The organism is Oribacterium sp. FC2011, from assembly GCF_000701645.1.
Classification (GTDB): Bacteria; Bacillota; Clostridia; order Lachnospirales; family Lachnospiraceae; genus Oribacterium.
The window spans coordinates 26,527-52,343 of record NZ_JNJM01000009.1 but is presented as its reverse complement, the minus strand read 5'-3'; the positions used below and the strand labels follow the sequence as shown (position 1 = coordinate 52,343).

17 protein-coding genes are annotated in these 25,817 nt (G+C 44.3%); 11 read left to right on the top strand and 6 right to left on the bottom strand.

Annotated elements, in window-relative coordinates:
- The first annotated feature begins 63 nt into the window (after window positions 1-63).
- The 3 genes from srtB (T357_RS0108695) to srtB (T357_RS0108685) all read left to right on the top strand — a co-directional run bounded on the left by srtB (T357_RS0108695) (window position 64) and on the right by srtB (T357_RS0108685) (window position 3,069).
- Window positions 64-813 (top strand): class B sortase, encoded by a 750-nt coding sequence (gene srtB / locus T357_RS0108695; protein WP_031551107.1) that lies wholly within the window; start codon window positions 64-66, stop codon window positions 811-813.
- 16 nt (window positions 814-829) lie between these two features.
- Entirely contained in the window at window positions 830-2,170 is a 1,341-nt protein-coding gene (locus tag T357_RS20230) for a Spy0128 family protein (protein ID WP_049962354.1), read from the top strand.
- Between the two features lie 152 nt (window positions 2,171-2,322).
- On the top strand, window positions 2,323-3,069 hold the full coding sequence (srtB, locus tag T357_RS0108685) for a class B sortase (protein WP_031551100.1): 747 nt from the start codon (window positions 2,323-2,325) through the stop codon (window positions 3,067-3,069).
- A 114-nt stretch (window positions 3,070-3,183) separates the two neighbouring features.
- Here srtB (T357_RS0108685) and T357_RS0108680 read toward each other — a convergent pair whose 3' ends face one another.
- Window positions 3,184-3,477, bottom strand: coding sequence for a hypothetical protein (locus T357_RS0108680; protein WP_031551097.1), 294 nt, complete (start codon window positions 3,475-3,477; stop codon window positions 3,184-3,186).
- A gap of 928 nt (window positions 3,478-4,405) precedes the next feature.
- Here T357_RS0108680 and T357_RS0108675 point away from each other — a divergent pair.
- The 3 genes from T357_RS0108675 (at window position 4,406) to T357_RS0108660 (ending at window position 12,883) form a co-directional block, all read left to right on the top strand.
- On the top strand, window positions 4,406-9,829 hold the full coding sequence (locus tag T357_RS0108675) for a DUF7604 domain-containing protein (protein ID WP_031551093.1): 5,424 nt from the start codon (window positions 4,406-4,408) through the stop codon (window positions 9,827-9,829).
- Between the two features lie 205 nt (window positions 9,830-10,034).
- On the top strand, window positions 10,035-11,138 hold the full coding sequence (locus T357_RS0108670; RefSeq protein WP_031551090.1) for a DUF7601 domain-containing protein: 1,104 nt from the start codon (window positions 10,035-10,037) through the stop codon (window positions 11,136-11,138).
- Between the two features lie 518 nt (window positions 11,139-11,656).
- Window positions 11,657-12,883 carry a Spy0128 family protein gene (locus T357_RS0108660; RefSeq protein WP_197027323.1) on the top strand — a complete coding sequence of 409 codons (1,227 nt, stop codon included), beginning with the start codon at window positions 11,657-11,659 and terminating at the stop codon, window positions 12,881-12,883.
- Between the two features lie 241 nt (window positions 12,884-13,124).
- Here T357_RS0108660 and proS read toward each other — a convergent pair whose 3' ends face one another.
- The 4 genes from proS to T357_RS0108640 all read right to left on the bottom strand — a co-directional run bounded on the left by proS (window position 13,125) and on the right by T357_RS0108640 (window position 17,924).
- Window positions 13,125-14,561: a proline--tRNA ligase gene (gene proS, locus T357_RS0108655; protein ID WP_031551087.1), complete on the bottom strand. Its 1,437-nt coding sequence runs from the start codon at window positions 14,559-14,561 to the stop codon at window positions 13,125-13,127.
- 324 nt (window positions 14,562-14,885) lie between these two features.
- Window positions 14,886-16,100: a chorismate synthase gene (gene aroC, locus T357_RS0108650; protein WP_031551085.1), complete on the bottom strand. Its 1,215-nt coding sequence runs from the start codon at window positions 16,098-16,100 to the stop codon at window positions 14,886-14,888.
- A gap of 262 nt (window positions 16,101-16,362) precedes the next feature.
- Window positions 16,363-17,439 carry a lactonase family protein gene (locus T357_RS0108645; protein WP_031551082.1) on the bottom strand — a complete coding sequence of 359 codons (1,077 nt, stop codon included), beginning with the start codon at window positions 17,437-17,439 and terminating at the stop codon, window positions 16,363-16,365.
- Window positions 17,440-17,534: 95 nt separating this feature from the next.
- Complete coding sequence (locus T357_RS0108640) at window positions 17,535-17,924, bottom strand: hypothetical protein (protein ID WP_155991332.1); 390 nt, start codon at window positions 17,922-17,924, stop codon at window positions 17,535-17,537.
- A 160-nt stretch (window positions 17,925-18,084) separates the two neighbouring features.
- Here T357_RS0108640 and T357_RS19140 point away from each other — a divergent pair, with 160 nt between their 5' ends.
- The 4 genes from T357_RS19140 to T357_RS0108620 all read left to right on the top strand — a co-directional run bounded on the left by T357_RS19140 (window position 18,085) and on the right by T357_RS0108620 (window position 23,879).
- Window positions 18,085-19,437: a CCA tRNA nucleotidyltransferase gene (locus T357_RS19140; protein WP_044916574.1), complete on the top strand. Its 1,353-nt coding sequence runs from the start codon at window positions 18,085-18,087 to the stop codon at window positions 19,435-19,437.
- A 212-nt stretch (window positions 19,438-19,649) separates the two neighbouring features.
- A complete protein-coding gene (locus T357_RS0108630) occupies window positions 19,650-21,332 on the top strand; it encodes a phospho-sugar mutase (protein WP_031551072.1) in 1,683 nt (560 codons plus the stop codon).
- Window positions 21,333-21,564: 232 nt separating this feature from the next.
- Window positions 21,565-22,791: an acyltransferase family protein gene (locus T357_RS0108625; RefSeq protein WP_031551069.1), complete on the top strand. Its 1,227-nt coding sequence runs from the start codon at window positions 21,565-21,567 to the stop codon at window positions 22,789-22,791.
- 113 nt (window positions 22,792-22,904) lie between these two features.
- On the top strand, window positions 22,905-23,879 hold the full coding sequence (locus T357_RS0108620; protein WP_031551066.1) for a putative ABC transporter permease: 975 nt from the start codon (window positions 22,905-22,907) through the stop codon (window positions 23,877-23,879).
- Window positions 23,880-23,952: 73 nt separating this feature from the next.
- Here T357_RS0108620 and T357_RS0108615 read toward each other — a convergent pair whose 3' ends face one another.
- Window positions 23,953-24,966, bottom strand: coding sequence for an RpnC/YadD family protein (locus T357_RS0108615; RefSeq protein WP_031551061.1), 1,014 nt, complete (start codon window positions 24,964-24,966; stop codon window positions 23,953-23,955).
- A 241-nt stretch (window positions 24,967-25,207) separates the two neighbouring features.
- On the opposite strand from T357_RS0108615, the gene T357_RS0108610 reads away from it, so the two are divergent.
- Window positions 25,208-25,453, top strand: coding sequence for a TM1266 family iron-only hydrogenase system putative regulator (locus T357_RS0108610; protein WP_029201691.1), 246 nt, complete (start codon window positions 25,208-25,210; stop codon window positions 25,451-25,453).
- Window positions 25,454-25,817: the final 364 nt, after the last annotated feature.

Sequence of the window (25,817 nt, the reverse complement as noted above, 5' to 3'; positions counted from 1 at the left end):
ATACATATTTGGTGCTTCACCGATATAAAAAATTTCTGGATGGAAAGTCTAAAGGGAGGTCCGATGGAGAGAGCGGCAAATCTTGCAAGAATCGGTAATCAGATACTTGGATTTATGGCTACGGTCATGATCATTACGATGCTTGCCTACGGTGGTTATTCTCTCTGGGATGTGTACGTAACCTACAGCGGTGCATTCATGTCCAGTGACCTTATGAAGTTAAAGCCGGGTACTCAGGGCAGTAATGCTCCTACATTTGAAGAGTTGAGAAGAATCAACAAGGACGTTAAGGCCTGGTTAACCGTTGATGATACCCATATCGACTATCCTGTTCTTCAGGGCATCGATGATATGGAGTATGTAAATAAAGATGTATACGGAGAGTTCTCACTTTCCGGAGCGATATTCGTATCGTATAAGAATAAAGATGATTTCAGTGATCCCTACAATCTTTTGTACGGACACCACATGGACAATGGCGGTATGTTCGGTGACGTCATGGAGTTCATAGATGAAGGTTACTTCAACAGACACCGGACAGGTAAGCTTTTCCTACCTGACAGGACCTATGACATAGAGTTGTATGCATTGATGGAATGTGACGCATATGACAAGTATATCTATCGTGTAGAAAACGCGATAGAAGATATGGAAGGGTTCCAGGATTACGTAAAGGAAACAGCTACACACTACAGAGATATCAATGTCACAGCAGATGATCAGATCATAAGCCTGTCGACATGTGTTGATGCTCAGACTAATGGAAGAGCAGTAGTATTGGGACGAATGGTATCAACTGAGCAAACTGGTTAGAGGAGGCTCGCAAAGGATGAGTAGAGTATTAAGAAAAAACTATATAGGAGCATTCATGGTAATGCTGTTTGCGTTGCTCCTTAACATATGTGCGTTCGCAGCAGAATATAAAGCAGACGCAGAAGTTCCGTTTAGTGTTACGATGAAGGGAGAAAAGGCATCATCTGAAAAGATGACTATCACCATAACCCCTATCGACGGAGCACCGGAATTTGATCAGGATTCCATAACAGTGGATGCCAAGAAGGGCGAGACAGTTAAGGATAAATTCACAATGACTTCTTCAGTCGGAAGTTCATCTCCAATCGACGAATCATCTGCATATGATGAATCAGCTGAATATATGTATGAATCAGATGGGGCTTATGAGTCAGGAGCAACCTATGAGTCAGGTGCAGCCGGAGAGACTGGTGGATATGAAGAGCCAAAGGGATTTTTAGAGCCCGGTGATTATGAGTATGAAGTAAGACAGATCAGCGGTAACACAGATGCGTATGTATATGATGATACGGTTTACAGAGTTATCGTAGCTGTACGTAATAATGAGGATTACAATCTTGAAGCTACTGTAGTTGCTTATAAGAATGGTGACAAAAAAGCAAAACAGGATATCGAGTTTGTTAATGTATATGAGCCATGTCTTACAGATCCTCCTGTAAGGAAGGTTGTTGTTGAAGATGAAGGCACAGCACCTGATGATGTAAAGTTCACTTTCTCAATGAAGGCTGATGATAAGACATATCCTATGCCAGAGGGAAGTGTTGACGGTGTTAAGACAATAGAAACAGGTGTTGGTGAAGTTGAGTTCGGTAACATGTACTATGAGAAGGTTGGTACTTACACCTACTCAGTAGTAGAGAAAAAGGGTGATGCCGCAAGCTTCACTTATGATGAGACTCAGTACACAATCAAGGTTGTAGTTGAGAAGAAGGATGGAAAGCTTGAAGCAACAAGAACCATCTATAGCGGCGACAAGACATTTGATGAGATAGTATTTGAGAACCACTATGCAAAGGCCGGTGAGAAGAAGAACGACACAACACCAGGTACAACATCCGGCTCATCAACTACTAAAGATAACAGTAAGAAGCATGAAAGCGATTATGTTCCTGATCCAGGTTCAGGAAGCGTTCTTGGAGCAGTAAGAGATGCTATTGAAGACGGTCCTGTAGGTCAGGTACTTGGAGCAGCTCGTGATCTTGTTGAGGACGGTCCTATCGGACAGGTTCTCGGCGCAGTAAGAGGAGCTACCAGAACCGGAGACAACAGTTTCATGATGGTTTCAGGTCTTTGCTTCCTTGCAGCATTGGCTGTACTCCTTGGATGGATCAAAGCATTCTTAAAGAGATCAAGATAATTTATTAAATCAGATTACATAGGGGCGTTGTCATTCGGAAAGAATGTCGATGCCCCTTTAATATAATTCGACATTTGGAGAGATTGACTTATAATAAGACTATAAGGTTGTAAATCTGAGTTTATAATTATACAGATTACGAGGAAAAATATTTGGAAACAATTTCATTTGCAGCAAGAATAGGAAACAGAATATTGAACTTCTTCGTGTCGATGTTTGTTGTGGTGGCCATCAGTTACAGCAGCTATGCTCTGTGGGACACATATAACGTCTACAGAGGCGCATTCCTGAATGACGACCTTCTGAAGTACAAGCCCTCGGGGGGAGTAGGAGAGAGAAATCCGACACTTGAAGAACTGATGCTCATCAATAAGGATGTGCTTGGATGGATCCAGGTGGATGACACACATATTGACTATCCTTTCGTTGTCGGAAAGGATGACATGGAGTATGTCAACAAGGACATCTACGGGAATTTCTCCCTGTCCGGCGCCATCTTCCTCACCATGGCTAATGCCCATGACCTGAGCGACAGATACAACCTGATGTACGGTCACCACATGGATAACGGCGGTATGTTCGGTGATGTTATGGAGTTTATCGACAAGAAATATTTTGATAAACGAAAGACCGGAACCCTTTATACTCCGGACACAACCTATGAGATCGAGATCTGGGCATGCATCGAAACAGACGCCTATGATGACGAAGTATACAACGTCCTCAACAAAAAAACAGAAGACGATATGGCCCGATTTATAAGCTACGTCGAGAAAAACGCCACCAACATACGTGACGACCTGAACATCCAGCCCTCCGACAAACTCATCGCCCTCTCCACCTGTGTCGACGCCGCCACCAACGGCCGCGCCCTGGTCATCGGACGACTGACAAAATGATGCATAAATATGAAAAATCTCCGGAACCTTCCGGAGATTTTTTGATGCGCAAAAGTAATCCACCTTGGACGGTTCTCGCCGGCGAGAACCGTCCAAGGTGGGATTATTGAAAAATCAGGCAATATCTTTTTGGAGTACAAGATTATAATATTCAGAACGAATCTGCTCAGCTTCTCTTCCAGATATTCTGTTTATCATGTCAATTATGGCATCCATGACGTTCATATGTGTAGTAAGGTTACTTAAGGAATTGCGTTCTTTGAGATATACGTCCCATCCGTTTTCGCTTTGAACAAGACATACTGCACAATCTGCAACCCCATCAAAACTATACATATCAGAACGAAAATGATTACTTAATACGGTTTCTGCAGCATTTAGACACTTTTGATTGTATCTGCTATCCATTCTGTTACCTCCTCAATTTTATAATCAGCTAATTCTTGTGCAATGGTTTGCGGATGAAGGTATTGAATACCATGTCAACGCATTTTCCAAGATAGTTATATTTATGCCTTGTCATTCGGTTAGTCTCCTTATCATATTTGATTAAATGAGTATAAATAGTGATAATTACACTCCTTAAACTAATTTAAATTGACATATCAAAAAGACTAATCGAAGTATTATATAAGAGCATTATATCATAAATGGACGGAGCAGAATGCCCAATAATTCCTATATATCAGAATAATCAATATACTTGATTGGTTGATAGACAATAAAATTAGTATAGTTTTGGATTATGTGTCTCCGGAACCGGAGAATTTGAATTCTATATGAATAGAAATATCGAAATGTTATACATGTACTTGATCGATTCGCTTATAATACAAGGAGTCGAGACAAAAGTCAACAATGATTTAATGACAAAACTGTGAACAGATGGCTCTATTATAGATGGGTGATACAAGATATGAGTCATACAGGCACCGAAGAAATAAAAAAAAATTCCAAACGAGAGGGTTTTCACCAGTGAAAACTCTCTCGTTTTTTGTCTTTTCTACCTGTGGTTTATCATTCAATATTGTATGAATATTTATACAAGCCTCTTCATTCCCCAAAACTTATTTCTTCTATAATAAAAAGCAAAACATTGACTTAAATTTATCAATACATTGACTTAAAATTATCAATCCTCTTTGATTTATAAACTTTCTGTTTAACTTTATAAACAAAAGAAAGAATTTCCTAAAAACATTATTAAAAAGAAGATTCTTGCAAAAAACTCTTAAAAATTAATCTTTTTTGTAATACCCCCCTTGCTATGTTAAGGCTACAAACGATTCAGATAACTTTTCAGATTAGCAGTTGGATTTTTTAGAGGATAGAGATTATGAAACGAGCTAAATATTCAATCAAAAAATCAATAAAAAAGGGGTTAGCAACACTATTATCTGTATGTCTCATAGTTTCAGGAGTACAGACACCTGTATATGCAGCTGAAGCCTCAATTCCGACAGAGTCCACTGCAACAGTATCAGGGCTCGTAAACAAAAAGGTTGTACTTGACCTTTTAAGTGACGATCTGAGAGACGCAGCTCTGACGGCAATCCGTGAGAACCGGCTGTTCGATGCAGGGGACTATCTGGGGGCGACTTCAGACAGTAAGAAAGCAATAAAAGAATATGAGGCATTCTTCAACAGGAACCCGGGACTGTACGTAGTAGAAGTTCCCGATTCAGTGAAAGATATCCTTTCAAGTGAAGCAGAATCAGAGCTTAGGATATTCGTTCAGAAGGACGAAAAGAAAGCCAAGGTTGATCTTGAAGACGAGAACGCAGCTGATGAATCGGTTCTTTCAAGAGACGTAAACTTCCGTTACGGAACTGAAGATGACATCATCCTTTATGAGCCGTCATCTCAGATCGACACTCTGGTAAACGGCGGAGAGGATGCTTACTACAGAGATCCGGAACAGGACACAGCAGATAACTCAGATTACCAGCTTACCGGAAAAGAAAAGATCACCTTCATGTTTATCAATGCTTCCGACGGAGCAGTAAGATTCACACTTAAGGTTGACGGCGTCAAGTACGATTCCGTAGAGGTTTGCGGAAGAACAGCAGCTCTCAAGAGAGTACTTGCACAGGCAGGTGTAAAGAAGACTGAGGAGACAACAGCAGCGGTAGTTCAAACCACACAGGCGGTTGAAACTACACAGGCACCGGAACTTGTAAACATGGAAGCCGGACCTACAGGAACAGAAGAACTCACACAGCCCGGTGAAGAAAACATTCAGGAAGGAATAGCAGATACATCCGAGATTATAACACCGGAAGATAACGAAAATGGCAGCACTGAAATCTCAAATCCTGTTACAGCTGAACAGGAAGCAGGAGCAGGGGAATCCACAGACATAGAGAACGGTGCTGATACAGAAGATAACAACCAGGGTTACATCGAGGCCGACACAAACACATCACAGCAGGAGTTGACAGAAAACAACGCAGCAGAGCAGACAAACGATGACACAGCAGTGGTGACAGATGATGATTCAGCAGAGTTAACAAACAATGATGCAGCAGAGTTGACAGATAACGATACAGCAGAGATCAGCGATACAGAAGATAATGCTAATGTCGAAAACGAAGATGGAGCACAGGCACAGATCGAAGACATTGAAGATAACGAAGATTCCATCACAGACCAGATCTCAGATGCAGTAGACAATGTATCAAACATAATACTTGGAAGAATGGTTGTTTACGCTGAGGTCATAGGCGAGGGATACGTTTTCGAAGAAGAGCAGCAGGGTCCCGAAACAGAAGAAGAGGAAAAAAATGAAGATATAGCTGCAGAAGCGGGAAACACAGACGGAAATGACAACGATGCAGCAGACAAACAGGAAATACAGGCAGACTTAGACGACAACAATGGAGCAGCAGAAGGAGGACAGCAGGGCGGACAGGAATACGGACAGGAAGAAGGACAGCAGGATGGACAGGAAATCGAACAGCAGAGTGATGGACTCGGAACAGAGACATTGGAACAGAACGATGGATCCGGAGCAGAAATAGCTGGACAGAATGAAGCAGGATCAGGAAATGAATCAAATGTAACTATAGTGGACATTTTCACAGAAGATAATCAGGAAGAAGGGGTTCAGACAGATACAACTTCAACAGAAATATCCACAGGGGATGAACCGGTAGAAGGCATCGAGGGAACGATTCCTGAAGGACAGATGACACTGGAAGACCTTACAGGAATGATGGCTGAACCGGAAACCACAGCAGCAGAAGAGATTCAGAAGCCGGAAACAACAGTTAAAATGCCGGTTGCTTCACCATCAGAGGTCGAGGAGACAAAGGGTGAGTACGACGACTTCGCAAAGGAACTCATAGCCGAAGTGAAGGAAGCCGTTCTGGAAGATAAGGAAGCTGCAAAAGAAGAATTAATGGTAGCGAAGATCGTACAGTACTCCATCGGTTCACTTGGAAAGATACATTACCTCACAGAGATAGATGGATACTCAGTAGAAATTTTCGCATCACAGGACGCATTTGGAGGTTTCAAACCAACACTTGAAGTCAAGAGACTTTACAAGCCGGAAGAAGCTGAAGGAAACGGAGAAGCTCCTACAGACGCACAGATCGCAGAGCTTAAGGCTAACGGAATTTACGACAATTCACTCTTACTTGACATCAGCTTTAAGGACGATTACGGAAATGAAGTCGAACCAAACGGAAATGTAAAGGTAAAGATAACATTAAACGATGAACAGTTCCTGAATACAATCGATGCATCCTCACTCGAGGTACATCACATCAAGGACAACAACAGCACATTAAAAACTGAAAAGGTAGCAGATACAGACGATGTCAAGGCACTGGATTCAAGTGACGATGAGATCAGATTCGAAGGAGATGAGGAAGAGGCAGTTGAGGTAGCAAGTGCGGTAGCAGAATTTGAAGTAGACAGCTTCTCACTCTTCGCAATCACCTGGTACATAGAAGACAATAACGCAGCAGACATACATGTTCACTACGTAGATCAGAGCGGAACAGAGATCCTCAACAACGAGAACGGATACACACTTGATCTCGGAGATGGCGAGGTAGTACTTGCAGATTATCAGGGCGGAGTTACAAATCACGACTACCTGGAAGCAAGACTCGGAAGCGTTAGCGGAAACGTCATAACAAGAGTAAAGAAGAGAGAATCAAGTGCCTATATGGGCATGAGAACAAATTATTACGTAGACTTCTTCGATGCTTCGGGAAACAGAGTCGAGCAGGATTCGGCAGGTTATGAAGGCAGCTTAACCGGAAGCCACATCAGTACAGTACAAAAAGACATTTATCTTATCTACAAGCAGACAGAAGTTCAGGAAGGCGGAGAGGTAGATCCATTAGAGCTGGATGCACCGAAGACTTCAAAGACACTGGAAGACAACGGAGACGGAACTTATACATTAACACTCAGTGTTAAGGGCGCATCCAAGGGAGCAACCCAGAGGTCCCAGGCCAATGTTCTGGTAGTTCTCGATACTTCGGGAAGTATGGATGATGTAACAAGCTCATATGTTGAATCAACCGCAAGTGACGCGAATTACGGAAAGGTTAACGGAAAATACGTACAGCTCCAGATAAGAGATGGAAAGTGGAAATATAAGTCCGGCAACAAGTGGTACACCTACACAGGAACCAGATATAAATACATCTCATCATCAAAGTCAAGACTTGAAGTAGCAAAGGATTCCATCAATGGCCTGGCAGAGCAGTTGTTCGCCAACAACACACCGGAGAATCCGGACAACATCGAGGTTGGACTCATAACCTTCTCAACAAAGGTTAACTCCACATCAGGTAAGTACACAACACTTTCAGCTTTCAGTTCAGCAGTAAACGGTCTGTCAGCTGACGGAGGAACCAACTGGGAGGCAGCATTACTGGCAGCCAACAGTTACAACTTCAACGATGATGATCCGGTATATGTGATCTTCGTATCAGACGGTAATCCTACCTTCAGACAAAATGCAAACGGTTACTTAAGTGATTACAACTATACTTACGGGGTTTACGGTGAAGGTAACAAGGATTCTCATGGATATTGCTACGACGCAGCGAAAACAGCAGCTACAGCTATAATAAACGCCAACAAACATTTATATACAATCAATGCTTTCGGTGATGCAACAAACATGCAGGGACTTCTCAGTGAAGAAGAGAATTACTTCGAAGCAACAGATCAGGCAGCATTGAACTCAGCATTCAGCCAGATTATAAGCATCATCCAGCAGGATCTCTCATACGCCAATGTAAGCATTACCGACGGACTCACAAACCTTACAGCTTCTGTAGTGGTTTCCGGCGGAACAAGCAATTACACATACAAGATCGTTAAGAGAGACGATACAGTAGTAGATCATGAAGACGTAGACAGTGAATTAAAGACCGCAGCTTACAGTGACGGCTCGGTTGTATGGAACTTAGGAGGTACAAATTACAGACTTGAGGACGGAGCGACTTACTCGGTAAGCTTCATAGTTTGGCCGAAGCAGGATGCATACGATACAGTTGCTGACAAGATGAATGATGATTCAACAGAAGTAACTGATTCGAATCTTGTAAGAGATTCTGTAATAGGTCGCTGGACCTACAAGACAAACACAAGCGCAGAAGTTACTTACCAGACAGTAGATGTTGTTACTCAGGACGGATCTTCAAGTACAACTTACTCAGATCCTCAGACAGTAACCATCGATCCTCCGGAGCCCATGATTCTGGCAAGCACAAAACTCGACATCGCAAAGCTTTGGAAGCTGAATCACAAAGATCAGATTTCACTCATAAAAGATAACTCCATAGTACTTGCATTACAGAAGGACGGAGTTGATTACAGAACCGGAATCACACTTGATAACTCAAATGCTTCCATTTCAGCAGACGAACTTGAGATAACCTGGACCAATGATACAGAGATCAATGTATCACCCGGAATCCTGGTATCAAAGGCAAAGGGCGATGAATACGGATTCTCATCCATGCCGGGCGTGGAGCTGATATCCGGATACTACATGATAGAAACAGGACATGACTATAAGTTCACCGAAAGAAGCGGAAATATCTGTTTCGAACTTGAAGACATTACCTACCATCCGATGCTGGTGGACGGAGTCATGAAGAACGTAATCTTCTCACACGATGAAGGAGGACACATAACAGGAATAGAAAGTCTCGAAGACGTAGAAGAACTTACAACATTAACTGCACATAACGTTATAAAGGTTGATTCTCTCGAGGTTTCCAAGACCTACACAGGAAATATGGCGACAGCACAAGAAACTGCATTCGATTTGTACCTTTACAACGAAGATGGCACAACTCCTGCAGTTTACACAGAAAACTATATAGAAACCCTTAATGCGGGTGGAACGACGGTTGTTAAACAGTCTGACGGAGCTTACCGATTCACCATAACACCAACCACTCTCGGTACTCCGGCCACCGCAACAATTGTACTTCCTTCAGGAGTTAAATACAAGGTTTCTGAAGTAAAAGCAAATAAAGATTATGCAACCTACAAAACCAAGTGGGGAGTAGCAGAAAATGCAATAACAAATGAAAGCAGCATTACAAGCATTCAGGTTCTCGGAACAGTCAACGCTATATATTTCGTAAATGAAAACAATGTTATAGCACCGACAGGATTCAACGATGACATGAGACCATTCATGGCACTGGCACTTGCAGGATTCGGAGCAATGTTCTTCCTGGCATGTGATTTCGAGAAGAAGAGACTGTTCGAGGATTAAAAAACAAACGAATACCATAAAATGAGTCCCGGGGATCCGGACAAAGATCCGGATCCGGAAGGACTCAGAAAGAACAAAGGAATCAGATAACAGAGAAAAGTCAAAATAAAGGCGTAGACATTATTCAGAACTCAATAAGTACATGCGTAGGTACTTATAAAAATAAAGACACAACATAAAACTAAATTTTAGAGAGGGGTTTATCATGAAGAAGAACGTAAACAAATTAATGGCAGTTATCACCACAGGCATTCTGGCAGCAACCATGAGTTTAACAGCATTCGCAGCAAATGAAATTGCAATCCCCAAGAAGGTACCGACAGATACCAACAACCACACCATGGCACCTGAGACAACCTTCGAGCTTGAAGTAACAGCTGGCCCATCAGATGCAACAACTGTAGACCTTTTGGGAAACGATGATCAGACTCATACTTATCAGCTCACCCCGGGAACTGCAGAGCAGATCACCGGAATGACCATAACGGGTGCAGCATTTGCAAACATCACCGAGTACCCGGCAGATGGAGTTTATCAGGCAGATTTCGGAATCAAGGTTCCCGACAGTCTTTACTCAGTACCCGGAGTTTACTCCTACACAGTAAAAGAGAAGAACGGCGGCTACAGCGGAATTACATACGATGCCAATACCTACTACATGTACGTAAGTGTAGTAAATAAGGAAGGCGGCGGAGTAAAGGTTGACAATGTAGTTATTGCAAAGGACGACGGCACAAAGATAGCTGACATTACTAACGACTTTGGTGCAGAAAATAATACAACACACGATCTTACAATCACAAAGTCAGTTACCGGAAATGCCGGAGAGCTTAACAAGGACTTCACATTCAAGATTTCAATCCGTGCTAAGGCAGATACAGGCGCATCAAGCGCTCAGGAATTCCAGCTTGAGGATGCAGATGGCGGAAAGCAGAATATCGCAGCAGACGGAACAGAGGTTGCAGTAACCCTCAGCAATAGCGAGGCAGTTCACATTTACGGACTTACAGGCGATTACGATGTATACGTATCTGAGAATGAGGCAGGACTTAACGGTTACACAACAACTTACACAATCACAGGCGATGATGCAGGAAACACAACCGCAGCACAGGCACTTGTAGATGCAGATGCAAAGGCAACTGTAAACGCACTGGCTGATGGCGCAACACTTACCATCATCAACGATAGAAACAATGTAACACCTACCGGTGTAGCAATGGATATCGCTCCATATGCACTCATGGTAGTTCTGGCAGGAAGCGCAGCAGTTACATTCCTTAGAAAGAAAGATCAGTTCGAAGAGTGATAAAAGGAAAGGATCAAAAGAACATATACAAAGATACAGTGAAATCTAATCACTATTGAAATCGAAAAGCGTAGGAACCATAAACAAAGTATTTTAGACATTAGTCACAGTAAATAAATTAAGAAACCTGTAAGGGGGTCTGACCCCATTACGGAACTATAAACAAAGTATTTAATATAAATTACAGGGAAAAGGATCAGGCAAAACCTGAATGATGTAAGAAACCTGTAAGGGGGTCTGATCCCCAATGAATAAACTATCAATCTAAAATTTAGTAGTAGTCCGGGTGGAGCCCTTCGGGGCTCCACAGGATACAGATAAAAGGATTGAGATGAAGATTTCCGGTGAGAAGCCAAAGCTGCAAAAACAGCAGAGAATGGAAGACAATTTCCGGAGATTGAGACAAGATTTTTCCGGTGAGAAGCCCAAAAGGGTTTAGATGATACCGGATGCAGAGACATTAAACTAACAGACAGGTCGAGTGCCGACAGAGCAAACCCCTAAGGAGGCTCGTGATGATGAGTAGAAATTCTGGAAATAAATATATAGGAGCATTCCTGGTAATGCTGTTTGCTTTGCTCCTTAACATCAGCGTTTTTGCAGCAACAGGAAAATATGAAGCAGCTGTGAAGATTCCTGTGAGAGTTACTCTTGAGGGAGAGAAAGCATCTTCGGAGGAAGTAACCATAGTGATGACTCCGCTGGACGATGCACCGGCATTTGATCAGACTTCTCTAAAGGTTCAGGCTAAAAAGGGCGAGACAGTGGAGGCTGAATTTACCAGGACTTTCACAGAGCCTGTAGATTTCAGATATGAGATCAGAGAAACAGCCGGAACTACAGATGCATACACATATGACGACACAGTATATACCGCCATCGTTTTCGTAGAGAATGATCCGGAGACCATGGGTTTAAAGGCATCGGTAGTAAAGGTTTATAAGGATGACGATCCGGGAACAAAACAGGATGCAGCTATCTTCATAAACAGATACTGCCCGGCGGAAATCGATCCTCCGGTAAAGAAGGTGGTAACCAATGATTCCGGAACCGCACCGGATACAGCAAAGTTCCATTTCACCTTGAAGGCAGAGGACAAGACATTCCCGATGCCGGCAGGAAGCGTTGACGGAGCTAAGACTGTTGAAGCTGGAACAGGTAAAGTAGAATTCGGAAAGATAGAGTACGAGAAGGCAGGAACCTATACATATAAGATTTACGAGGAAAAGGAAGACCTTTCAAATTTCACCTACGATACCACTGAATACACAGTTAAGGCAGTAGTTGAAAAGAAGGCAGGAGTTCTGACAGCCACCATGACAATCACTAAGGGAACAGAAGCTGTTGACTCCATAGAATTTAACAACCATTACGGAGAAAAGAAGGAAGAGACAGCACCGGCTGAAACCCAGCCTGCAAACAACGGAAGCAGTTCAGGATCAAGTTCAGAACCTAAGGATAACCGCAAGAAACATGAAAGAGAAGAAACTACAGACCCCGGTGGAAGCGTTCTTGGAGCAGTAAGAGATGCCATCGAAAACGGCCCGGTGGGACAGGTTCTCGGAGCAGCCCGTGATAAAATCGAAGAGAGCCCGATAGGACAGGTTCTCGGAGCAGTAAGAGGAGCCACAAGAACCGGAGATAACAGCTTCATGATGATTTCTGCAATTTGCTTCTTAACAGCCCTGGCGGTGATGATCGGTTGGGTAATGGCATTCATGAAAAAAAGGATGAACGGAATGTAAGTGAAATGTAAGGGGGTCAGACCCCATTACAAAATCCTTAACATCAACCGCGAACAAAACTGTAGAAGGAGCCGGACTCAATTACAGAAAATAAAGGAAATAGGAAATAAGAAATAAGAGATAAAGAAAAATAATAGATTTAGAAAAACAAGGGAGAGAAGTAAGAATATTTAAAGAAAGGAAAAAAGGAAGGGAGCACCGCATCCGAAAGGATGGTGGTGCTCCTGTTTTTTCTTCTTGATTAATATGCTCTGCCCCAGTAAAGCATCTTTGTTGCAGGCTTTCCGCAGACAACGCAGTTGTCGGAGATCTTCTCCTGCTCGAAAGGAATACATCTTGAAGTGATTCCTGACATATCCTTAAGCTTGTCCTCACACTCACGGCATCCGCACCACATAGCCTTTACGAAACCGCTCTTTGTGTTAACGATCTCAACAAGCTCATCCATGTTGGTTGCACTGGAGGTGTGGTCCTCAAGGAACTTCTTTGCTGTCTCGAACATATCCTTCTGGATCTGCTCAAGAACCTTAGCAACCTCTTCCTCGAGATTCTCAAATGCCACCTGGATCTTCTCGCGGGTGTCGCGGCGAACGAGAACAGCATGTCCTGCCTCGATATCCTTGGGTCCGATCTCAACTCTGAGAGGGATACCTCTTACTTCGCAGTCAGCGAACTTGAATCCCGGAGACTTATCACTGTCATCAACCTTTACTCTGAAGCCGGCATTGATAAGCTGATCCTTGAGGGCATAAGCCTTGTCCAGAACGCCTTCCTTCTTCTGCTGGATAGGAACCACACAGATCTGGATAGGAGCGATACGAGGCGGAATCTTAAGTCCGGAGTCATCACCGTGAACCATGATGAGAGCACCGATCATACGTGTTGTATAACCCCATGAAGTCTCGTGAACAGGCTTAAGCTGGTTGTCCTTGTCGAGGAACTGAACATTAAATGCCTTGGCAAAGTCAGAGCCAAAGTTGTGTGAAGTTCCGCACTGAAGTGCCTGGCCGTCGTGCATGAGGGCTTCGATAGTATATGTAGCTACGGCACCTGCGAACTTCTCCTTGTCAGTCTTCTTGCCCTTTACAACCGGGATAGCGAGATACTGCTCGGTGAAGTCAGCGTAAATGTTAAGCATCTGTACTGTGCGCTCTTCAGCCTCTTCAGCGGTAGCGTGAACAGTGTGGCCTTCCTGCCATAAGAACTCTCTGGTTCTCAGGAACGGTCTTGTGGTCTTCTCCCAACGTACAACTGATACCCACTGGTTAAGAACCTGTGGAAGGTCTCTGTAGGATTTAACTACTTTTGCAAAGTAGTCGCAGAATAGTGTCTCAGAAGTAGGACGTACACACATCCTCTCCTCAAGCTTCTTCTGTCCGCCTTCTGTAACCCATGCAACCTCAGGAGCAAATCCTTCGACGTGATCCTTTTCCTTCTGAAGAAGTGACTCCGGGATAAGCATTGGCATAGCCACGTTCTGAACGCCTGTGTCCTTGAACATCTTATCGAGAACGTTCATGTAGTTCTCCCAAAGAGCGTAGCCCGCCGGGCGGATGACCATGAAGCCCTTTACTGAGCTGTAATCGCAAAGCTCTGCCTTCTTAACAACGTCTGTGTACCACTGGGCAAAATCCTCCTCCATAGGAGTTATCTGCTCAACAAGTTTCTTGTCTGCCATGATAATAGCCTTTCTTAATATATATTTGCAGGGGCATCAGCGCACTTCCGTTGTGCCTTGCCGCTGCAGGTTTTCCCGCGAGCCCTTGGCCACGGGGGTGTTTGCCCGTTAATTGTAACAACGAGGGGGAGCTTTTGCAAGAGCTCTGCTCCTTTACATGATGGATAGTCAATAACAGCCCGTGAAATGACTTAAATTAGATATTACTAGAATTGAAGTCAACAGTAGCAAGCCTGTGGAGTGACTTAAATAATGTATTTCTGGAATTGAAGTCAACAATACTTATGGATTATTGACTCATCATGAAGAATATGAATATGAGGCTCAATCTTCCGGGTAAATATCTCTTAGGTTGTCCATCTTGCACCCCATGTTCTCCAGGAGTAGGTCCAGTATGGTGGCAGCCACCATGCACTCGACGACAACATTGGCACGCTCGACAACGGTGGGGTCGTGTCTGCCCTTGATCTCGATGGTGACGTTTTCGCCCTCTTCATTGGCGGTGTGCTGAGGCTGACCGATGGAAGGGGTGGGCTTGAAGTAGGCTCTGATGACGATCTCGGCGCCGTCGGACATGCCTCCGAGGATGCCTCCTGCGTGGTTGCTGGTGACCTGGAAGATCTCCTCCATTCCGCTGAACTCGCCGTTCTCCACCATCTCTTCATACTCTTCCGAAGAGAGAGGCTCCTGACCGTGAGACATGCGGAAGTGGTTTATCTCCTCAAGTGAAGGCTCGTGCTCGATGTCTTCATTGTCCTCCATATCCTCCATGGGAGCGATGGGAACGGAAACTGCTTCGAAGCCGTCATTGTTTTCAGAGCCACGCATTCGGGCAACCTTTGTGCCGTCACCGATCTCCACGGCCTTGACTGCACCGATAGACATGATAGCCTTGGCGAGGTTTGCGTCCAGCTTGTCGAAAACCGGCTCGCCGATACCCGTGGGCATGTTGTTGACAAAGCAGGTCACCACGCCGCCGGCGCTGTCCATCTCGCTCTTAAGCTCCAGGATTTTCGCGTCCGCAGCTTCCCTGCCCTGAGGTGTAGTCACATCAATTCCCGCAAGCTCTGTAACCTCGGCATCCACAGTGATTCCGATATCCGCAAGAACCTTGGCAGCCACCGCGCCGCCGGCTACCCGCGCCAGAGTCTCACGGCCGCTGGACCTTCCGCCTCCGCGATAATCCCTGAACCCGTACTTCTGGAAGAATCCATAATCCGCATGTCCCGGACGGAAAACATGGGCGATATCCGAGTAATCCTTACTGTGCTGATTGGTATTTCTGACAATGATAGCGATAGGAGTTCCGGTTGTCACACCCTCAAAAACGCCCGACAGAATCTCGATCTTGTCGTCTTCCTTTCTGGCAGTGGTCTTCAGGTTCTGCCCCGGCTTTCTCCTGTCCATGTATGGCTGAATGTCATCTTCCGAGAGCTCCAGCCCCGCGGGACATCCGTCTATCACTACACCAAGTGCAGGTCCGTGGGACTCACCGAAAGTAGTTATCCTGAAAAGTTTTCCAAAAGTATTACCGGCCATATATATCTATATCCTTTCAAGCAAACATTTTTTCAATATACAGCAGAGATGCCTCTCTGCCCTGGGGTTAGACATTAGCCCTGAAATCCCTAACCCTCTTCGTTGTGATAATAACACAAAATCGAGTAGAAAGGCATACCCTTCTACTCGACCCGTAATATCTGCTATTCCAAAATCTGATTGATGTGTATCCATCTGTCTCTGAGAGATAATGTATCTTTCCAAGTGAATTGATGGAGTGCTGTGCTATCTTCGCTGCTGATTATTTTTTCTGAGGAAGCTTAACCATGCAGATGCAGTTCGGCTCATCCACGCGGATTTCTCTTGCGCTCATTACCAGCAGGCCGTTGTCATAGTCAATGCTGAAGAAAGTCACGGTGCCTGACTCGTGGTTAGCCACTGCGATATGCTTCTCATCAGGGAAGATGCAGAAATCCTTAGGATAAATTCCTGCGATAGGAAGACTTCCCTTCATGGTAAGGAGACCGGTCTCCACGTCACGATCGTATATGGAAACTGTATCGTTTCCGGCATTGGAACAGAAAACATGCTTTGCTTCCTTGTCCGGAGAGAATCTCATCTGTGCTGCCGCAATGAGATTGGTGTCGCCCTTTTCTTTGTGGGTGGGAATTTCCTGTATCTTCTCAAAAGTAACGTCGTCGTAGCCTGCGCCCTCTTCCATGCGGTAAACGCCGATGACATTCTTTATCTCATACATAAGATAAAGATACTTTCTGTCGGGAGAGAAACGGAAGTGACGGGGTGCAGATTTCAGCTCGCAGCGGATGGTGTCGATCTGGCGCATCTTTCCGTCGCCCTTGTCAAATCTGAAAACACGCACCTGGTCTATACCGAGGTCAGCAACCATGATGTACTTCTGGTCGTCTGTCATTCTCGCACAGGATACATGGGGGCGGAAGGTTCTTTCTGCAACGGAGCCAATGCCTTTGTCATAAACACCGTCGACGATAGGTCCTACTGAGCCGTCTTTCTCCAGCTTGAGAAGTGTTGCCTTTCCGTCATGATAGCCTGAAACCATTATGTACTCATCATACTGGTCAACGGCAAGGTGGCATCCACGCATACCACGGATGTTTCTTGTATTGAGCTTGCTGAGGGATCCGTTCTCCATGATCCGGAAGGAAACGATGCCCTCGTCAGAAATGGAATATAAGGTTTTCTGGTTTCTTGACGCTACAAGATATGAAGAATTGTTGACCTCGATCTCTGTTCTCTTGATGAGGACACCTTTCTCCACATCAACGTCGCATATGGTGATTCCCTTTGCGTTTCCGGTATAGCTGTATGAACCGATATACGCCATGTATTTGTCTTTCATGATCTGCCTCTCACAACGTCCGAACTCTCCGGGCGTGACTCTCCTTTGGAATAATGTTTAAACTTCTCCATATTCTAACACAGATTGCGGCATTGTTACAATAATAACAGGTTACACTTTTTGCTATAATAGGGTAAAATAGTTAACAGTTCAGCCTGTGAACCATGGTGTACGAATGAGTAGTAGATATTCAAGTTCTGCTGCTCCATGACCCAAAACTCTAAAATCCGGAAATGAGTCATTGTTAAGAACGATTCTACATGACCCATATCACCAAAACACCAGATATGAGTCAATGCCAAGTCCGATTCTACATGACCCATATCATCAAAACACCAGATATGAGTCAATGCCAAGTCCGATTCTACATGACCCATATCATCAAAACGCCAGATATGAGTCAATGCCAAGTCTGATTCCACATGACTCATATCATCAAAACACCAGATATGAGTCAATGCCAAGTCCGATTCTACATGACCCATATCATCAAAACCCCAGATATGAGTCAATGCCAAGTATGATTCTACATGACTCATATCCCCGTAAAGCAGATTATGAGTCAAGCAAAAGCCTGGTCCACCGGCTGAATTTACGTAAAATATTGTAATGGGGTCTGCCCCCATTACAATGGAAGGAAGACAGATGGAAAAGATAACATTACCGGAAAACGTAAAACATATAATTAAGAAGCTTGAGGATGCGGGTCATGAGGCCTACGCCGTGGGCGGCTGCGTGAGAGACTGCCTTCTGGGGCGGCTTCCCGAGGACTGGGATATAACCACCAGCGCAAAGCCTGAGGAGATCAAGAAGGTGTTCAAAAGAACCATCGACACCGGAATACAGCACGGTACCGTTACGGTTCTTCTGAAGGCTCACAAAGGAGAGGATGAATCAAAGGAAGCTGAGGCCCTGGAAGGAGTTGACTATGCTCCGGGCGCTGCCGATATGCAGTCAACCGTTCGCACAGGCAAGGGCTTCATCGGCTACGAGGTAACCACCTACCGCATAGACGGCGAGTATCTGGATGGCCGCCACCCCAGCACGGTGACATTCACCCCGTCCCTCCACGAGGATCTCGCAAGAAGGGATTTCACCATCAATGCCATGGCCGTTAATGCTGACTCCGGCCTGGTGGATGACTTCGGCGGCATGAAGGACATGGAGGCTCATGTCATAAGAGCAGTGGGCGATGCGAAGCAGCGGTTTACGGAGGACGCTCTCAGAATGCTTAGAGCCCTGAGATTTTCGGCTCAGCTCGGATTCGAGATCGATCCGGAAACCTACGAGGCAATCAAGGAGCTGGCCCCGAACCTCATTAATGTTTCAAAGGAGAGGATCAATGTTGAGCTCACGAAGCTACTTATGTCAGATCATCCGAACCATATAGCCCTTGTGTCGGAGAGCGGACTTTCCGGATATATTTCCGATCATTTTGATGATGCCTTTGATGTTACAAACGAGATGGGCGCACCTTATCCCGACATCCGTCAGTGGATCCCCGACGGTATCCCGAACGAAAAGTATGTGAGATGGGGCACCTTCCTGAGAGCGGTTCCGGAGGAGGCTAAGATCATCCTTAAGGAACTGAAGATGGATAACGACACCATTGATAAAGCCCGGATCATCGCGGGACTTTTCGATGAGGATCTTCCGGAAAGCATTTATGAAGTGAGAAAGACTCTGTCGGTTATAGGCTTTGATACCTACCTCGCATTCCTTGATGCAGATGAATGCTTAAACCGCCAGATAACAGGTGATGAACCGGCAAAGCGTCTCGAAAGGATCAGGGTAACGAGAAATCACGTGGAAGCCGTTAGAGATGCGGGCGACTGCATTAGCCTCTCTGATCTGAAGGTCACAGGCACAGACCTCATGGAAATGGGAATTCCCAAGGGACCAGAGGTTGGCATGATCCTCAACATGCTCCTTGACGAGGTGCTGAAGGTGCCGTCGAGAAACGAAAAAGATGTGCTTTTGGCATTGGCCAGAAGATGATAAGACAGTGGACCCGGGGGACGGGGTTCGTGGGCCATTTTTCATATAAAATGGTCCACGAACCCCGTCCCCCGGGTCCACAAAATGGGTGCCTAAACTCTTGATGAGACACGCTAAAATTGGTATATTTATAAGTAGCTTTTACATTTATCATTAATCACCTCGACCGTGCAAAAATCATGCATGGCGGGTCATAGAGAGGGGAACTAAATATGTATCAAGATGAATATGAGCGCTGGCTTGCTGCCGACCTCCAGGATGTTGATTTAAAGACTGAGCTTCAGGGAATCAAGGGTGATGATGAAGCTATCAAGGAGCGTTTTGCGGTTGCACTTAAGTTCGGAACCGCAGGTCTCAGAGGAACTCTCGGTGCCGGAACAAACCGCATGAATATCTGGGTTGTTCGCCAGGCTACACAGGGTGTTGCTGACTGGGTAAAGACTCAGGGCGGCACACAGACAGTTGCCATCAGTTACGACTCTCGTCTCAAGGGCTGGAATTTCGCACGTGAAGCAGCAGGCGTTCTCGCTGCCAATGGCATCAATGTTCGTATCTATGACGAGCTTATGCCGGTTCCCGCACTTTCCTTCGCAACCCGTTACTACAAGTGCAATGCAGGTATCATGGTTACAGCATCTCACAACCCTGCAAAGTACAACGGCTACAAGGCATACGGTCCTGACGGCTGCCAGATGACAGATGATGCGGCAGCTATCGTTTATGAGCAGATCCAGAAGACAGACGTTCTTACAGGCGCTAAGTACATCAGCTTCTCAGAAGGTGTTGAGAAGGGTCTTATCAAGTTCGTAGGCGACGATTGCAAGAAGGGCCTTTATGATGCCATCGAGTCACGCCAGGTTCGTCCGGGTGTTGCAAAGAACTCAGGACTCAAGCTGGTTTACACTCCTCTCAACGGAACCGGACTTGTTCCCGTTACCAAGGTTCTCAATGACATCGGCATTGACGACATTACCATCGTTCCCGAGCAGGAGTACCCGAACGGTTACTTCACAACCTGCTCATATCCTAACCCTGAGATCTTCGAGGCTATGGAAAAGGGTCTCGAGCTTTGCAAGAAGGAAGGCGCAGATCTTCTCCTCGCAACTGATCCCGATGCAGACCGTGTTGGTATCGCCATGAAGTGTCCGGACGGAACTTATGAGCTGGTTACCGGAAACGAGATGGGTGTACTTCTTCTCGATTACATCTGCGCAGGCCGCAAGGAGCAGGGCACTATGCCTGAGAAGCCCGTAGCAGTTAAGTCCATCGTTTCCACACCTCTTGCCAATGCTGTTGCCGAGCATTATGGCGTTGAGCTGAGAGAGGTTCTCACCGGTTTCAAGTGGATCGGCGACCAGATCGCACAGCTTGAGGCAGCAGGCGAGGTTGAGCGTTTCATTTTCGGATTTGAGGAGTCCTATGGATACCTTTCAGGCTCATACGTAAGAGATAAGGATGCCGTAGTTGGTTCAATGCTTATCTGCGAGATGGCTGCTTACTACCGCTCAATCGGTTCTTCCATCAAGCAGAGACTTGAGGAGATCTACAAGGAGTACGGACGTTACCTCAACAAGGTAGATTCCTTCGAGTTCCCCGGTCTCAGCGGAATGGACAAGATGGCATCCATCATGGAAGGTCTTCGTAAGGAAGCTCCCGCAGAGTTCGCAGGCAAGAAGGTTGTTAAGGTTACCGACTACGAGAAGACAGAGGAGACAGGACTTCCAAAGGCCAATGTTCTCATCTATGGTCTCGATGACGGTTCTACCATCGTCGTAAGACCTTCAGGTACAGAGCCGAAGATCAAGACTTACTTCACAACCCTCGGTAAGGACCTCCAGGCAGCAGAGGCTGAGAAGGATAAGCTTGCAGCAGCTGTAAAGCCTATACTCGAGTGATTTAATGAATAAGGTTTAAATTTCAGAAAAGGATTGTCGCTTGAGGCGGCAGTCCTTTTTTCGTGGGTAAATCACCGGGGGATGGTGTATATATTAACCAGAACAAAAAAATATGATATTATAGTGCAGTCACGTATGTGGCTGCATTTTTTTGCGACACAATCCACCGGGTTAACCACCGGGGACGGTTCGGAACTATCCCTGATGGTTCAGTGGATTTTATAGGAGTTTTATGGCTGACGGCAGGAACCTAAGGTATGACAATGCAAAAGGGATTTTGATAATACTTGTGGTGGTGGGGCATTTTCTGCTTCCCATAAAGGGTAACACCAGAGTATGCAGCAATATATTTTTCCTGATATATACATTTCACATGGCAGCATTTACCTTTATATCCGGGTTATTTTCCCGGGGTATTTACAGGGAGATACAGGGACGGAAAAGATTCAACTGGTCAAGATGGTTCAGGACTCTTGTGCTGTACATCGTATTTGAGATCATTACATTCTTTTCTGAGATACCTGCCTACGGAAAAACCTCAGATTTTCCCAATTTCCTTAAAGACACCGGAGCCCCGTGGTATCTGTTTGCTCTGCTCATATGGTATCTTTTCATACCTTTCTTCAGTTTATTTAAGGATAAATACATAAGGATCGGGTCGGATAAAAAATACCGCCGAAACAACATAATATATCGAAAAAAAGCTTTGAAGATCCCATGCAGTCTGCATTTGTGGATATGTATAACGATATTGTCTCTCGCCGGAGGTTATTTCCAGGTATTTGAGAAATATCTGGAACTGGACAGAGTTATCAGCTTCGCACCGTTTTTCTTTGCAGGATATTTTCTTGGACAGGAAAAGCTGGAGAAATATTATGATTACCGGAAAGTGTTTTCAGTGTTCTCATCATTGAATCTCCTGATCACTGCAGCGTCCGTTATCGCTGTTGGATTTTTTATGTTCGACTACCTGTGGGACTATCGTTATGTAGTATATGGATCCTGGTATGAAAAGGTTTCACCACTGGGAATAGACGGCAGACTTTATATGGGAAGTCTTTCTACTGAGTGGATAGTGAGGCTTGTATGGTACATTATGGCCGGAAATATGACCTTCACATTTTTGCGGTTCATGCCTACGGGTTACATTCCTTTTATAACAAAAACAGGACAGAGGACACTTCAGATTTATATCCTTCACAGACCAATCAGGGATCTGATACTTGCCGCCGGTTATATCACTTGTGTGGATCCGTCAAATCTTTCTCAGCTTTCCATATTGATTGTCTGCAGTGTGCTGCTGACGGTGGTGCTTTCAGCGAAGATATTCGCCTTTCCTTTCAGTACTCTGCTGTATATTGTGGAGTCATGTATTGCATCCGGAGCCAAATCTAAATCTAAATCAAAATATAAATTCGGAAGTAAAGGCAAAGATAAATCCCGAAGTTACAATAGATGAAAAATGAAGAGTCCGGTGGTTTAGGATATCAAGTAAGCAGTGGCTGCACTTGTTTTTGCGATAATGCTGTCACGCGAAAAAAGTGATTATGGATGGGAGAAAATTTTTCAGTTATGTACGTTTATATTGAAAACCTTTGGATATTTGAGGATTACACTATACTTCAGTGGGCATTGTTTTTTATTCTCTACTGCATGCTGGGGTGGGTGTTTGAGTCGACATACTGTTCCATAAAGGAGCTAAAGCTTCTTAACCGCGGTTTCTGTCATGGACCCTGGCTTCCGATTTACGGGTCGGGAGCTATACTTATGCTTGTATTTGCCGGACCTTTCAAGGGTGAGTACTGGAAGGCATTTCTGACGGGAATGTTGGTTGGATCGGCGCTGGAGCTGGTGACCGGTTACCTCATGTTTCATATTTTCCATATGAGATGGTGGGATTACAGTCAAAATCCACTCAACTTTCACGGTTATATCTGTCTGTATACATCCATTGCCTGGGGAGCTCTTGCGGTGATTTTCATCGAGTTTATTCATCCCCGGGTTTCTGTGATTTCAAAGGACTGGACCTACACCGGATTTGTGGTGGCGGTCACCATGCTGTACACGCTGTTCATTGAGGATGTTATCTTTTCCGTTATCGGTGCCCTGGATCTCAAAAAACGTCTTGAGAATCTTGCCGCTAACAGCGAGGAGATACAGGCACTCAAACTCAATATCTCTGAAGCCAAAACTAAATTTCTGGAGCTTCAGGAGCAGGCAAAGGCCAATGTTTCCGAGGTGAAATCCATCGCTGAAACCGAGGGCAATCTGGCAGCCGCAAAGGCAGTCAGCCTAAAGCTCCACAGCCGTCACATGACAGAACGTCTTCGTGTGCTGGAGGATGGCGGTGATGAAAAGTCAGGTCGTATGAACTGGTGGGTTGCAAGTATGCTTAGAAACAACCCAACATTAAAGGGCGGCTCTGAAGGCTTTGAAAAGCTTCGTGAAGCAGCCGGAAGATACAAAGAGGGTTTTCAAAAAATAGAAGCCCGTATAGAAAAAGAATTCGAAAGTTTAAGAGATGAGCATATCGATGAGATGGAATAGATGATAAGAAGAGTGCCGGTTCTCAACATCGAGAACCGGCACTTTTTTATGCCGCATAAAAATTAATTTACAGTTATGATCGATCTATTTTTTCGTTTATATCTATGATTTTTTTTTTATTGATGTAATCTTCCAGCTCTTTAATGAATTCACTTTCGCTTTCACCTGCTTTTTCGGCAGCAACTGAAATATCTATGATTTTATCCATGACTAAAGAGAACAATATAGATTTGCTTCCCTCTAAACGACCTTCTTCCCGGCCTTGCTTAAGCCATCTGTCTTCCTGAAGTTCAAGTATCTGTCCGCCCACGAGATTCACCATCCTTTCGCTTAAGTTCGTATTAAGATTTCTTGATATATGTATGAGAATGATTTTTGAAAGTTCAGCAAGTTTACGAGTGTCATCTTCAGAGATGATACCTTTATCACAAGCGTCTTTTAATCTATTAAAATAATCCTGCAACTCTAAATATATATTATCATATTCAGGATCTTCCGAATCTGATATTTTCATTAAATGCTTTTCATATCTTATAGCATAAAATGGAATTAGAAAGAATAATCTATTGTTGAATATATCATCTGCAGAATATGCGGAAACATTCATTACCGGAACCGGCAGTAATATTTCCTGATTTGAATACTTGTAGACAATGTTCATATGATAAAATTTGGATGAATTATTGGAACCTCTAAGATTAATAAGACCGGAATCCGGAAGATTGATAATGACTATATTTGAATTGAGATTTTGTTCTGCATTATCAAGAGCTATTCTAACATTATACTCTGCCAGTCTGAAAAGAATGCTGCCATCTTCAGTGGACTGGCATTCGATATGATAATACTTTTCACCAATTTTGAAACAACTGTCGGAATATTTCTTTGAAATCTTATTCTGTTTTTCATCAATCAGATAATGCTCATTGGCCAGTCTTGAGATTTCCTCTAAATCAGCTGTTGAAGCTTTGACGTTAAACATAGTCTCAATAATCGGAATCAGAAAATGGCTCAGTTTTTCGGTTCCGGTTTTAAACACATCATCAAAAGGAGTCCCTGATGAGGATGTTTTTATATCGTCTATCATGGGTTTATATACACCTCTACATTTTTATAGTAATTTGGATGAAATTTGATCACAGAACGTGACGGAATTTTTTAAAACATGATTGAATGGTCATGTAAAAGTGATGATATCAAAGATTTATTGATTTGCATATGGTCTGAATTTCGACTACATGATTATGTCGCATATTTGAGATGTTGACAGAATCCTACGTAGTGCTTATCTTAGTATTGTAACAGAAAATATTTCAGAGGTAGGAGACATGGAAACAAGAGTTGCGGTTTTGAGTATCATAGTTGAGGATTATGAGGCAGCCAATCAGCTTAATGAACTGCTTCATGAGTACGGCCAGTATATCATTGGACGTATGGGAATACCATATCGTGAGAAAGCGATCAATGTAATCTGCGTTGCTATGGATGCACCCGTAGATAAGATCAATGCCTTAACCGGTGCTCTCGGTCGTATCCCGGAGATTACGGCAAAGGTGATTTGCACAAGGCAGTAAAGTTGTTACTTGGATATATGAAAATTGAATAAGCCCCTGACACCAAAACGGCTTCGGCTCTTGCGGTGAAAGTGACGTGAATAAAAAAGATTGGTAACTCCGGTTATTTAGTTCGCTGTGCGAAGGCCGGAGCCACAACAGGTTCCGTGGAAATCTGCCACAAGAGTCGGAGGGGAAGTGTACCCTCCGGCTTTTTCTTTTACTATTATACTTTTTAGAGGGCGGTTTATACTGCCTTCTTTTTTTGCGATAAAGTCGTCACGTGTGTGTTTTACTTGCACAAAGGCACATATGAGGGTCAGAGCGGTATTAAGTAGGGGCGTTTTACATATGTGTTTTAGGAGGAAAAGTTGAGTTTACAGGA

Excerpts from the sequence above, each read along its gene's own strand:
- srtB (WP_031551107.1), top strand. The coding sequence starts at position 64 with ATGGAGAGAGCGGCAAATCTTGCAAGAATCGGTAATCAGATACTTGGA.
- T357_RS20230 (WP_049962354.1), top strand. The coding sequence starts at position 830 with ATGAGTAGAGTATTAAGAAAAAACTATATAGGAGCATTCATGGTAATG.
- T357_RS0108680 (WP_031551097.1), bottom strand. The coding sequence starts at position 3,477 with ATGGATAGCAGATACAATCAAAAGTGTCTAAATGCTGCAGAAACCGTA.
- T357_RS0108675 (WP_031551093.1), top strand. The coding sequence starts at position 4,406 with ATGAAACGAGCTAAATATTCAATCAAAAAATCAATAAAAAAGGGGTTA.
- T357_RS0108670 (WP_031551090.1), top strand. The coding sequence starts at position 10,035 with ATGAAGAAGAACGTAAACAAATTAATGGCAGTTATCACCACAGGCATT.
- T357_RS0108660 (WP_197027323.1), top strand. The coding sequence starts at position 11,657 with ATGAGTAGAAATTCTGGAAATAAATATATAGGAGCATTCCTGGTAATG.
- proS (WP_031551087.1), bottom strand. The coding sequence starts at position 14,561 with ATGGCAGACAAGAAACTTGTTGAGCAGATAACTCCTATGGAGGAGGAT.
- aroC (WP_031551085.1), bottom strand. The coding sequence starts at position 16,100 with ATGGCCGGTAATACTTTTGGAAAACTTTTCAGGATAACTACTTTCGGT.
- T357_RS0108645 (WP_031551082.1), bottom strand. The coding sequence starts at position 17,439 with ATGAAAGACAAATACATGGCGTATATCGGTTCATACAGCTATACCGGA.
- T357_RS0108640 (WP_155991332.1), bottom strand. The coding sequence starts at position 17,924 with ATGGGTCATGTAGAATCGGACTTGGCATTGACTCATATCTGGTGTTTT.
- T357_RS19140 (WP_044916574.1), top strand. The coding sequence starts at position 18,085 with ATGGAAAAGATAACATTACCGGAAAACGTAAAACATATAATTAAGAAG.
- T357_RS0108630 (WP_031551072.1), top strand. The coding sequence starts at position 19,650 with ATGTATCAAGATGAATATGAGCGCTGGCTTGCTGCCGACCTCCAGGAT.
- T357_RS0108625 (WP_031551069.1), top strand. The coding sequence starts at position 21,565 with ATGGCTGACGGCAGGAACCTAAGGTATGACAATGCAAAAGGGATTTTG.
- T357_RS0108620 (WP_031551066.1), top strand. The coding sequence starts at position 22,905 with ATGTACGTTTATATTGAAAACCTTTGGATATTTGAGGATTACACTATA.
- T357_RS0108615 (WP_031551061.1), bottom strand. The coding sequence starts at position 24,966 with ATGATAGACGATATAAAAACATCCTCATCAGGGACTCCTTTTGATGAT.
- T357_RS0108610 (WP_029201691.1), top strand. The coding sequence starts at position 25,208 with ATGGAAACAAGAGTTGCGGTTTTGAGTATCATAGTTGAGGATTATGAG.